This window comes from Flavobacterium sp. SP2 (assembly GCF_057626655.1).
In genome coordinates this window covers 252,447-264,695 of record NZ_JBVHBT010000004.1, presented here as the reverse complement: position 1 = coordinate 264,695, position 12,249 = coordinate 252,447, and the positions used below count along the sequence as shown (strand labels likewise).

The 12,249-nt window shown below is 32.8% G+C and carries 13 protein-coding genes; 5 read left to right on the top strand and 8 right to left on the bottom strand.

Annotation, left to right across the window (positions count from 1 at the left end; all coding sequences use genetic code 11):
• Positions 1-22: 22 nt before the first annotated feature.
• The 5 genes from ACZ098_RS10625 to ACZ098_RS10605 form a co-directional block, all read right to left on the bottom strand.
• A complete protein-coding gene (locus tag ACZ098_RS10625; protein WP_487311719.1) occupies positions 23-331 on the bottom strand; it encodes a 2TM domain-containing protein in 309 nt (102 codons plus the stop codon).
• Between the two features lie 2 nt (positions 332-333).
• A complete protein-coding gene (locus tag ACZ098_RS10620) occupies positions 334-636 on the bottom strand; it encodes a 2TM domain-containing protein (RefSeq protein ID WP_487311718.1) in 303 nt (100 codons plus the stop codon).
• Between the two features lie 2 nt (positions 637-638).
• Positions 639-1,976 carry a histidine kinase gene (locus ACZ098_RS10615; protein WP_487311717.1) on the bottom strand — a complete coding sequence of 446 codons (1,338 nt, stop codon included), beginning with the start codon at positions 1,974-1,976 and terminating at the stop codon, positions 639-641.
• 17 nt (positions 1,977-1,993) lie between these two features.
• Positions 1,994-2,620, bottom strand: a complete 627-nt coding sequence (locus ACZ098_RS10610; RefSeq protein WP_487311716.1) for a tetratricopeptide repeat protein — start codon at positions 2,618-2,620, stop codon at positions 1,994-1,996.
• 202 nt (positions 2,621-2,822) lie between these two features.
• Positions 2,823-4,967 (bottom strand): TonB-dependent receptor, encoded by a 2,145-nt coding sequence (locus tag ACZ098_RS10605; protein ID WP_487311715.1) that lies wholly within the window; start codon positions 4,965-4,967, stop codon positions 2,823-2,825.
• 143 nt (positions 4,968-5,110) lie between these two features.
• Between ACZ098_RS10605 and gloA2 the strand changes: the two genes are divergently transcribed.
• From gloA2 to ACZ098_RS10580, 5 genes are all read left to right on the top strand, one after another.
• A complete protein-coding gene (gloA2, locus tag ACZ098_RS10600; protein ID WP_487311714.1) occupies positions 5,111-5,500 on the top strand; it encodes an SMU1112c/YaeR family gloxylase I-like metalloprotein in 390 nt (129 codons plus the stop codon).
• A gap of 42 nt (positions 5,501-5,542) precedes the next feature.
• Complete coding sequence (locus ACZ098_RS10595; RefSeq protein WP_487311713.1) at positions 5,543-6,502, top strand: lipid A deacylase LpxR family protein; 960 nt, start codon at positions 5,543-5,545, stop codon at positions 6,500-6,502.
• Between the two features lie 95 nt (positions 6,503-6,597).
• Entirely contained in the window at positions 6,598-7,143 is a 546-nt protein-coding gene (locus ACZ098_RS10590) for an IS1096 element passenger TnpR family protein (protein WP_487311712.1), read from the top strand.
• Between the two features lie 71 nt (positions 7,144-7,214).
• The gene (locus ACZ098_RS10585) at positions 7,215-7,430 is read left to right on the top strand and encodes a four helix bundle protein (protein ID WP_487311711.1); all 216 of its coding nucleotides are present in this window, start codon (positions 7,215-7,217) and stop codon (positions 7,428-7,430) included.
• A 192-nt stretch (positions 7,431-7,622) separates the two neighbouring features.
• Complete coding sequence (locus tag ACZ098_RS10580) at positions 7,623-8,681, top strand: nucleoid-associated protein (protein ID WP_487311710.1); 1,059 nt, start codon at positions 7,623-7,625, stop codon at positions 8,679-8,681.
• Between the two features lie 58 nt (positions 8,682-8,739).
• Here ACZ098_RS10580 and ACZ098_RS10575 read toward each other — a convergent pair whose 3' ends face one another.
• The 3 genes from ACZ098_RS10575 to ACZ098_RS10565 are packed head-to-tail and all read right to left on the bottom strand — an operon-like array spanning position 8,740 to position 12,216.
• Complete coding sequence (locus ACZ098_RS10575; protein WP_487311709.1) at positions 8,740-10,281, bottom strand: acyl-CoA carboxylase subunit beta; 1,542 nt, start codon at positions 10,279-10,281, stop codon at positions 8,740-8,742.
• Positions 10,282-10,284: 3 nt separating this feature from the next.
• Positions 10,285-11,727, bottom strand: a complete 1,443-nt coding sequence (gene accC / locus ACZ098_RS10570) for an acetyl-CoA carboxylase biotin carboxylase subunit (protein WP_487311708.1) — start codon at positions 11,725-11,727, stop codon at positions 10,285-10,287.
• 3 nt (positions 11,728-11,730) lie between these two features.
• Entirely contained in the window at positions 11,731-12,216 is a 486-nt protein-coding gene (locus ACZ098_RS10565) for a biotin/lipoyl-containing protein (protein ID WP_487311707.1), read from the bottom strand.
• Positions 12,217-12,249 lie beyond the last annotated feature (33 nt).

Below are 12,249 nucleotides of genomic sequence, written 5' to 3'. Positions count from 1 at the left end.
AAAAGGAAAAGCATAAATCTGCTTATTGCCATTTATTATTCTTCTCCTTCTCCATCAATTCATTAATTTTTCGTTCTTCCCAATTTTTACCAAGAAATATATTGGGTCCAAAAACAGACAGAAAATGTGATAAAAGTCCGATTCCCCAAAAGAAAGCCGTGAAGAAATTTTCTAATTTAAAATAGCTTTCACCTCGATCAAGATCTTGAATATTGATAATGACAATCATACTATTTATTACAATGTAAACTATCAAATGCGTATAAAAACCTTTAATTTTTTTTACTCTTTTAAGCGCATTTTCATATTGAATTTGTTCGTTTGGTGTCATAATTATTGGTATTTATTTGATCTATTTTTTTCTTCATCCAAGTATTGTTGAATCTTTTGTTCTTCCCAATTTTTGCCCATAAAAGGAAACCAATTGAATACTTTTACTCCGTGAAAAAACAATCCTAAACCCCAACCTAGTAAGGGCCAAAAGAACCAAATATGCGTCGGAGAATATCTTACATTAATACCTATTAACACTAACATTACCAATACAAAAGACAATAGATGTGAATAAAATCCTTTGATTTCTTCCACCTGTTTTTTGGCTTGTTGATATTTCTCAAAATCTAAATTCGAATTCATAATTAGTTCCATTTATTGTTTGGTTCATTTTGTTTGTTCAATATTTCTTGAATTTTCTTTTCTTCCCATGTTTTACCATATCCGAAGGTTTCAAAAGCATGAAAAGTTAAACCCATTCCCCAACCCAACATGGGAAACCAAAACCATTGAAACTTGTGTGGCGAGTTTAGATTTATGATAATTAATATAGGAATTACTACGCAATATGATGCGAGATTTCCGTAAAACCCTTTTAGTTTTTCTACCCTTTCTTTTGCTCTCAAGTAAGAAGTATTTTCGTTGTATGTATTTGATGTTTCCATGATGCTTATTTGTTTTGTTAAAATAGGTAAATAAACTGCAAATGTTGCTGTGTTATCGTCAATCAAGACTTTCCTTTCCGATAGAATTGCGTACCGACTCACAATATTTTGAAGTCCGACACCTTTTCGATCTTGCAAAACCTCTTTCTTTTGCAGATTATTTTCAACTACTAAAAAATTATCTTGTATATAAATTTTAATATGAAGTGGTTTATTTTCGCTAACCACATTATGTTTAATGGTATTTTCCAATAATAATTGCAAGGACAGCGGAACCACTTTGGCGTCGGGATTATCAAAATTTTCAGGTAATTCGAATGTTATGCTATTCTCAAAACGCATTTTCAACAAATTCATATACGTTTTTGCAAAAGCTAATTCTTCTGAAACAGTTACCAACTCTTTGTCTTTTTGTTCTAAAACATAACGGTAAATCTTTGATAATGAAGTGGTAAATCGTTGAGCATTTTCAGGATTTTCTTCGATTAACGAACTTAAAACATTCAAACTGTTAAAGAGAAAATGCGGATCGATTTGATTTTTAAGACTTTCAAATTTTGCATTGGCTGTACCTGCAATAATTTTTTGTTCTTTTACCTTATTTTCTTGGAACGCCTTGTAAAAATGAAACAAATAAATACTTAAAATAATGATGAAAGTAATTATTATTGCTACTACAAAGTTGGCCGGCTTTTCTTTAGAAATGTAATCAGTAAAACTTCTATTTTTTACCGCAACTTCCTCAAAAACTCGCAATAAAAATATAATGAATACGGTGAAAATAAAGGATAAAAATATGTTTGAAACAATTCTAGCTTTAGAGAATTTATCTTTAATAAAATACTGGTCTAATCTAAAATTTAGATACGAATTTACAAATCCTATACTGAAACTATACAAAATTGTAAAGGCAAATGAAATCAAAAGATGAGTATCAAATTTGAACGCATTTCCCAAAACAAAATTTAGTATTTGAATGCCTATAAAAACAATGATTGAAATCTTAAATAGTCGTATAATTTCCTTTTGATAATTCATCTTTACTTGATTTCTAATTATTTACCGCAGTTTTTCAAGGTTTCTTGCGCTCGATCTAAACCCCATGTTGGATGAAACTGTGATTCTGGTTTAAATTTAGCAAATAATTCGATAGATTTTGCAACTTGTTCACACATTGGTTTGGTATCAGTTCCCCAATACTGAGCGCCACCAATTTCAAATTCGGCTTTACCAAAAACAGCTCTTGGATTTTCTGGAGCCAATTTAATTGCTTTATCATACAATGCAATAGTTGAAGCCGATAGTTTCATTCCGTTCGTCATTGGATCTTGAACAATTAATGCCGTATTGATCATGGCTTGCATAATTAGGATTTCTGGATTGTTTGGCGAAATTAATTCGGCTGCATCCAAAGCGGTTTGTGCTTTGTTGATTAAAGCTGTTGCATTTTTAGAATTTGCTGGATTAAAAGCTTCGGTTGTATTTACTAAAGCTACATAATAATTAGGTAACCAATTGGTTTTTTCAACCGATGCAATTCGTTCGAATAAAGCCGAAGCTTCAGTAGCATTTCCTGTTTTCCAAGTTGACAATGCTTTTCCCATTCCCTGTTCAAATTGTTGTGCATTAGCCGATACTACGGCTACTAAAAATACTACTAATGTCGTGATAACTTTGGTCATGATTTCTATTTTTTAAGTTGTTGTTAAATTTTTAAATTGAATCTAATTTTTAATATTGAAATTGATTTTTGATATTGATATTGATATTGAAATTGATATTGAAATTGATATTGATTTTAATTCTGATGTAAAAGTATTTTGTTTAAAGTTCCTGTGAAATTTATACTTACTGAAATGTTGATTTTTTGGGATGAATTGTAAACTACAAGTTATTCAACTGATTGTCCTTTTTATTATCGCTGATAGTCCAAAAGAATCCCACAAAGAAAAATCGATCTGCTGTTGGAACTACTGCCTTTCTTTGAAAAACTCCATTAGCATCTGGTGAATTTGCATATTCATAACCAAACACGTTTTCTGTTCCCAAAATATTGCTAATCGAAATGAATAATATCTTTTGTTGACTCAACAAATAAGCCCAACTCAAGCTCACATTATTGTAATTTTTAGTTTTTCCGTTCATGAAGTTTATTTCATTTGGGTTGTCAAAAGGACGACCCGAATTGAAACTGTAAGACAATCCAACACTCGATTTCCAATCGTCTATCCAATATTTTGTCACTACCGAAAAATTATTTTTAGCAACAAAACTCGGAGTTACTTCGGCTTCATAATTTTTATAATCACGCTTGGTATCGATGTAAGAATACGAAACCCAATATTCTAAATTTTTAATCGATTGATTGTCTCTCCAAAAAACATCCAAACCTTTAGCAAAACCAAATCCGTTGTTGTTATAATTCGAATCGAACTGTGCCGATGGTGTGTCATATTTTACCAAATCTTGGTAATCTTTAAAATAAATCTCAGTTCTAAAGGTGCGTTTGTCTTTGTTATATTGGTAATTCAAAATATAATGCGACGCTTTTTCGTTGGCGAAATCTGAATTAAATTTCAAATAATCTTGTCTCGGTGCTTGCTCAAATTCGCCATAAGCCAACGAAAACTGACTTGCTTTACTCACTTTGTAAGCAATGGAAGTTCGTGGAGAAATGGATGTTTCATCCAACAAATCATTATTTACTGCTCGAACGCCAACTTTCATTGCTAATTTTTTTGAAAAGAAAATATCGGCTTCTGTAAACGCAGCTGCAATATTCGAATTGTAACCTGTTTCATTGGTGATAAACGAATATTTTTCATCAAATTTTGTTATGAAATAGTCAGCACCAAACGATAATTTTACTCTATCCGAAAGCGTTTTTCTCAGTTTTAATTTTAAATGCGAAGCATGTTCTGTGTTATCGATTTTCTGACTATCCAAACCAATTTTGTTGTTTCCTAAACCGTAACTTAAACCCGTTGTTAATTGCCAATTAGAACCAAAACTTCCTTTATATGAAGCGTTTACATAAAGATTATTATTCTTCAAATCTACTCTTGTTTTGGCAACAGAATTGATACTTTCTTGATTTAAATCAAATCGTGATGCGTCAAAAGCAGTGTATAATTTGAATAATCCACGCTCCAACTCATAGCGATAAACTATTTCACCAGAAAGTGACTGAAACGCCTTATTCCAATCCACGTTTTGTGGAACTGCAACTTGATATGGTGCCAAATCAATATAAGCGGTATTAAAAGTAAGCGAACTTTTCTTCCATTTTTGTGTATTTGCCAACCCTAAACCTACAGTCATAAAAGAAATATCGGTTTTGTTTTCGGTTGCCATATCCGTTGTGTTTAAAAGCAAAACACTTGATAATGCTTCACCATATTCGGCAGAATAGCCGCCGGTTGAAAACGAAATCCCACTGAAAAGAAATGGTGAAAATCGGCCGCGAGTTGGTAAATTTTGAGTGGTTGAACCAAAAGGTTGTGCTACACGAATTCCGTCAACATAAGTTTGGGTTTCATCACTTTCGCCACCTCGAACAAATAATCGTCCGCTTTCTCCAACGGTTTGTGTTCCTGGTAACGTTTGCAAAGCCGAAACAATATCACCGTTAGAACCAGCCGTTGTAACTATATCTAGGGGTTTTAGAACCGTGTTTTTGGCTTTATCACCAGCTTCAAAAGTTCCTGCATTGATTACCACAGCATCTAAAGTAGTGACACTTTCTTTCAATTTAATAATTTTATCTTTGTAATTTGCTACATCAATAGTGATTTTATAGGTATCAAATGTCAAAAAAGTTACAACTAATATTTGATTGCCAGAAGTTGCAGTCTGAAAGGTAAACATACCATTTTCATTTGTCGATGCGCCGTCATAAGTGCCATCTAAATAAACATTAGCAGTTGCAATAGGCTTTCCTGATTCATCTACAACTGTTCCCGAAATTGTGTTTTGAGAAAATGCTAAAACTGAAATTAAAAAAATAAATAAAGAGTAAATTGTTTTCATTTTGCTTGTTTTGATGCAGCAAAGTTGCACCAAAGTCTATTTTTAAAAAACTAAATAGTACCCAATTGTAGATTTTGATGGATGAATTGTAAAAAATGAAATTGTAGCACTATATTTATTTAAATTTGTGTTTTCAAACAACCATGCTTGCACTAAATAAAATTCATCATATTGCCATTCTTTGCGCCGATTATTCTAAATCTAAAACTTTTTATACCGAAATTTTAGGCCTTAATATTATTCAAGAAATTTATCGCGAAGCGCGGCAATCCTATAAACTCGATTTGGCATTAAATGGCACTTATTGTATCGAGTTGTTTTCGTTTCCCAATCCGCCAAAAAGACTTTCCAATCCAGAAGCTGCAGGTTTACGCCACTTAGCATTTGAAGTTACAGCTATCGAAAACACTCGTGCTGTTCTTTTATCAAAAGAGTGTTTTTGCGAAAATATCCGAACAGATGAATATACCGGAAAACGATTTTTCTTCATTTACGATCCGGACAATTTGCCTGTAGAGTTTTACGAAATGTAAAGTTTATCAAACTCTCGGTTGCTATTTTTCGTAAATAAAAATATGAAAAACTCAATCAAATTAGCGTTACTACTACTACTTTCATCTTTTTTGCAGGCTCAAAAAATTGATAATATGATTTCTTTTAGAGATATAAAAGATGTAAATTATTTTCGATTCAATTATGAAAACGATTACTTCGGATCTACTGATGAAAATTATACTCAAGGATACAACTTTGAATTGGCATCGCCGAGTTTCAAGAAAAATCCAGTAAACCACTTGTTTTTAAAACCTAAAAATTCTGAATACAAATACGGTTTGTCAATTGAACACATCGGATATACACCTGTCAATATAAAAAGTACCGAAATACAATTGGGTGATCGACCATTTGCCGCAGCGATTATGCTAAAAAGTTTTGCAATTGCTACGGATACTATTCAAAAAACTAGATTTACATCATCACTGAATATTGGTTTAATTGGTCCAGGTGCTTTTGGAAAAGAAATGCAAGTTGGAATTCATGAGGCAACCGGAAATACAATACCTGGCGGTTGGCAAAATCAAATAAAGAATGATGTCGTTTTGAATTATGAAATTAACTATGAAAAACAACTGGTTCGCTATAAAGATTTCTTTTCATTACAATCCTATACAACAGCTCGCTTAGGAACACTTTTCACCAATGTTTCTTTAGGATTTTCAACTACTTTAGGAATAATAAATTCGCCTTTCACTTCGATAAAAAACAAAAATAAATTTCAGGTTTATTTGTTCGGACATCCTACGGTTTCGGCAATTGGATATGATGCAACTTTGCAAGGTGGCTTGTTTAATAACAAAAGTCCATACACGATTTCGACGAATGAAGTTGAACGTGTAACGGCACAATTCAATTACGGAATTGTATTTCAAACCCGGACAATTTTCTTTGAATATTCACTTACACACATAACGCGTGAATTCGAAACTGGACCATCTGCAAAATATGGCGGCATAAAATTTGGTTTTAAATTCTAAAACTAAACTACTTAAAATCTTATCAACAATTCGCAATTCATAATTCATAAATCTAATTAATATTTTACCTTTGAACTCTCAAAAAAAATAAGATTATGGTTTATAAATTTAGAGTAATTCTGGATACTGAAGAAGATATTTTTCGAGATATTGCTATACTTCAAGACGATACTTTAGAAGATTTACACAATGCAATTGTCAATGCATTTGGCTTTGACGGATTAGAAGTTGCTTCTTTTTACACTTGTGATGCGACTTGGAATCAAGAAGATGAAATTCCGATGTTTGATGCAGGCGATGTTCCTGGTGAAAATAAAATCATGAGTGATTACCAATTGTCTGACATTTTGGATACCGAAAATACTAAGATAATTTATGTGTATGATTTTATCAACATGTGGACATTTTTGGTAGAACTTGCTGCCGTTGAAGATGAAGTGGAAACAGGAATAATTTATCCAAATCTTTTATTTTCTCACGGCGAAATGCCAGCCGAAGCAATGGAAAAACATTTTCAAGCCGATTTTGATGAGGAAGAAAGCTATAACGAATTTGAAGACGATTTAGACGAAGACGATCTTGATGCTTTTGGAAGCGATGATAGCTTTGAAGATTATGGATTTGAGGAAAATTGGAATTAAGAGAAAGTTGCTTAGTTTGGAGTAACTAAGTCACTGAGTTTTGATTATATTTGAGTTTACAATCATTTAAAATGAGAACATTTAGAGATTTACTAATATGGCAAAAAGCCATGATTTTAGTTACAGAAACTTACATTATTACCAATACTTTTCCAATAGAAGAACTGTTTGGATTAACCTCACAAATTAGAAGATGTACCATTTCAATACCTAGCAATATTGCAGAAGGATTTGGTAGAGATTCCAACAAAGATTTTTCAAGATTTTTAAATATTGCTATCAGCTAATTATTTGAATTTCAAACGCAAATTGAAATTGCAAAAAATATTAAACACATAACCGACGAACAATTTAAAATTTTATTTGAACTCAGCCGTGAATTAGAAGCTATGATGGTTTCATTTAACAAAAAAGTAAAAGCTAATAGTTAAAAACCTCAGCAACTTAGAATCTCAGCAACTTGTAACCCTTTTTAAAAAATGATCAACTTATTTAACACCCACATAGAAAATCTTTCCATACATAGAGTTGGAAATAAAAGCCGAAACGAAGCCATTTTTTTATCAGAAAATCAGTATTCTTTGAATAATGAAATTCTACCGCTTATTAAAGAATATTTCTTTAAGCCATTTCGTGATAAAGAGGAAAATTATTTTCAGTTTGCACATGAAGTTGATTTGGAGTACAACGAAATGTATAATTTGGCAACACAATTATTCGAAAATCCTTCAAATGTCCATGATATTTCTAAAAAAATAACGCATCATTTGTTTGAGCAATCCAATCATCCGCACATTAAAAACGGAGAAGTTTACATTTCTTATTTAACCAATATTTCTATAGATAACAATATTGTAGATGCTATCGGAATTTTTAAAAGTGAGTTGCGTACCGATTTTTTACAATTTGAAGAAAAGCAAAACAATCTTGAAATGATTCTTCAAGAAGGAATCAATTTGAATAAATTAGATAAAGGTTGTCTTATTTTTAATTACAAAAAAGAAGAAGGTTACAAAATTCTTAGTGTAGACAGCAACCGATATGACGCGCGCTATTGGTTGGAGCATTTTCTATCTGTAGATGCTTTTCAGGATGAAAATTTCATGACTAAAAAGTATTTGAAATTCTGTCAAAGTTTTGCTAAAGACGTGGTTTTCCCAGCAGAAGACAAGAAAGAAGAAGTAATGTTTATGAACCGTGCGGTTAATCATTTTGCCAAAAACGACAATTTTGAAGAAACTACTTTCTTAAATGAAGTTTTAGATAATCCAGATTTAATACCTGAATTTAAAAACTACAAAGTAGATAAAGGCGAAAAATTTAGTATTGAAGACGTTACGAGCTTTCCAATTGCAAACGCAGCGGTAACCGACGCTAGAAAATCGATAAAGAATGTAATTAATTTGGATACAAACATTCAAATAAAATTAGATTTTATCAATCCTGAAAGCGCTGAGAAATTTGTAGAAAAAGGCTGGGACGAAGAAAAACAAATGTATTATTACCTGGTTTATTTCAATAAAGAGAATAAATCATAAATTTAGATAAAAAAAGCTCGATGATATCGAGCTTTTTTTATTTATAAATACAACTTATTTACAAAGGAATATTTCCGTGCTTGCGTTTTGGCAATACAACTTCTTTGTTTTCAAGCATACTGAATGCTTTGATAAGTTTTCTTCTAGTATCTTGTGGTAAAATAACTTCATCTATAAAACCACGTTGTGCCGCTGTATATGGATTGGCAAATAATTCAGCATATTCTGTTTCTTTTTCTAATAATTTTGCTGCTGAATCGGTCGCTTCGCTAATTTCTTTTTTAAATATAATTTCACTTGCACCTTTTGCACCCATAACAGCAATTTCTGCTGTTGGCCAAGCAAAATTCATATCGGCGCCAATATGTTTAGAATTCATAACATCATACGCTCCGCCGTAAGCTTTTCTTGTAATTACGGTAACTCTTGGAACTGTTGCATCGCTTAAGGCATAAAGTAATTTGGCTCCATGAACAATAATTCCGTTCCATTCCTGATCGGTTCCAGGTAAAAAACCAGGAACATCCACTAAAACCAAAAGTGGAATGTTAAAGCAATCGCAAAAACGAGTAAATCTTGCAGCTTTTACCGAACTATTTACATCTAAAACACCTGCTAAAAAAAGTGGTTGATTGGCAACAATTCCGATACTTCTGCCTCCTATTCTAGCAAATCCAACTATAATGTTTTCGGCATAATTTTTATGAATTTCGTAAAATGTTTCTTCGTCGATAATACCTGCAATAACATCGTGCATGTCGTACGGCTTATTGGCATTTTCTGGAACAATTGTATTGAGTTGTTCCCGAATTTCATCTCCTAAAACATAAGGCAATTTCGCTGGTTTCTCTTTATTGCTTTGAGGTAAATAACTCAATAATTTTTTGATATCTTCCAAACATTCCACATCATTACTTGAAGTGATATGCGCTACACCCGATTTTGTAGAATGTGTACTCGCTCCTCCAAGTTCTTCTGAAGTTACAGTTTCATTGGTAACAGTTTTCACCACATTTGGACCAGTTACAAACATATAACTGCTGTCTTCCACCATCATTGTAAAATCGGTCATGGCCGGAGAATAAACCGCACCACCAGCGCATGGTCCCATTATTGCAGACAATTGCGGAATTACACCACTAGCCTGAACATTTCTATAAAAAATATCGGCGTAACCACCAAGAGATCGAACTCCTTCCTGAATTCTTGCTCCACCAGAATCATTTAAACCAATCATTGGCGCATTATTTCTAACCGCCATGTCCATAATTTTACAAATTTTTTCGGCATGCGTTTCTGACAATGCACCTCCAAAAACGGTAAAATCTTGTGCGAAAATATAAACTAATCTACCGTGAATTGTTCCATAACCAGTAATAACTCCGTCACCAAAATATACTTCCTTCTCCATTCCAAAATCGGTAGTTCGATGTGTAACCAAAATACCAATCTCTTCAAATGAACCTTCGTCCATTAGATAAGTAACTCGTTCTCTTGCTGTTAATTTTTTCTTTTCGTGTTGTTTAGCAATACGTTTTTCGCCACCACCTAAATGTGCTAAGGCGATTTTATCGTTCAATATTTTTATCTTGTCTTGCATAATTTACTGATTTGGTAATCTAACAATGTTTTGATCATTTACATACTGTTGCAACGCTATTAACGCAGCAATATGCGCTTCTTTATGATGATCAACTTTTAATAATTCGCTGTCATAGTAATTTTTAACAAAATGGGTGTCAAATTTTCCTGAGCGAAATGCTTCGTGTTCACAAACAAATTTTCCGAACGGTAACGTAGTCTCAACACCTTTTACATGGTAATTTGAAATAGCTTTTATCATTAATTGAATGGCTTCTTCACGAGTTTGACCATAAGTAATTAATTTGGCCAACATTGGATCGTAATATATTGGAATATCCATTCCTTGCTCAAAACCGTTATCAACACGAATTCCTTCTCCAACTGGCAATTGATATACATCTAGATGTCCAACACTCGGTAAAAAATCATTTAATGGATCTTCAGCATAAACTCGTAGTTCCAACGCGTGCCCTTTTATATGTAAATCTTCCTGTTTTAATTGTAATTTTTCACCTCGAGCAACTCGAATTTGCAATTCTACTAAATCAGTTCCAGTTATTAATTCAGTTACTGGATGTTCTACTTGCAAACGCGTATTCATTTCCAAAAAGTAGAAATTTAAATTCTCATCTAATAAAAATTCGACCGTTCCAGCACCAAGATAATCACAGGATTTAGCAACTAAAACCGCAGCTTCTCCCATTTTTTTTCTAATCTCTGGAGTCAAGACTGATGATGGAGCTTCTTCTACAACCTTTTGATGACGTCGTTGAATGCTGCATTCTCTTTCGAATAGGTACAAGATTGTTCCGTGGCTATCGGCCATTATTTGAATCTCGATGTGCCTTGGTGATGCAACATATTTTTCAATAAAAACCGAACCATCTCCAAAAGCAGAAGTAGCTTCGCTTATGGCACGATTCATTTGTGATTCGAATTCGGCTTCGTTTTCTACCACACGCATTCCTTTTCCGCCGCCGCCAGCAGAAGCTTTTATCAAAATTGGAAAACCAATTTCAGTTGCAACTTCTTTAGCTTTTGCAATATCAGTTATGGCTTTATCATAACCAGGAACCATTGGAATATTGTACGCTTTTACAGCCTCTTTAGCAGCAAGTTTGCTACCCATAATGTGTATTGCCTTCGATTTTGGTCCAATGAAAATGATGTTATTTTTTTCGGCTTTTTCGGCAAATTCGGCATTCTCGCTCAAAAATCCATAACCTGGATGAATGGCGTCTACATTTAATGATTTCGCAACTTCTATAATTTTATCTCCTAATAAGTACGATTGATTGGAAGGTGATTCTCCTATCCAAACCGCTTCATCGGCAAATTTTACATGAGGTGCATTTCTATCGGCAGTTGAGTAAACGGCAACTGTTTTTATACCCATTTTTTGAGCAGTTTTCATTACTCTAATGGCAATTTCTCCTCTATTGGCAACTAATATTTTTTTCATTTTTTACTCGAATTCAATTAATAATTGACCTTTATCAACCGCAGCACCTTTTTCCATACTAATAGATTTTATGATTCCATTTCGTGGAGAAAGAATACTGTTTTCCATTTTCATGGCTTCCAAAATCAGTAAATTATCATTTACTTTTACTTCTTGTCCAACGGATACACTAATTTCCAAAATCAATCCAGGCATTGGTGCTTTGATGGAATTTATTTGCTTAGAAGCGCCAACTTCAAAACCCATTTCTTTAATTAAAACATCTAAATCGGTAGCAATAGCAACGTGATACGTTGAACCATTAACTTTTACTGAATACTTTCGATGAAGAAAATCAGAAGTAGTAATTTCAACTTCATAAGGTTTGGCATCTTCTAAAACATGAAATTTGTTGGCTTCAATAGAAACCGAATCGAGTTGTGAAATAGCTTCTTTATCAATATCAAATTGAAAAGTATCATTCACAGTAATATTAAAATGATTACCCATAAATTAAATTTAAGTGAATGTAAAAATAAGTAA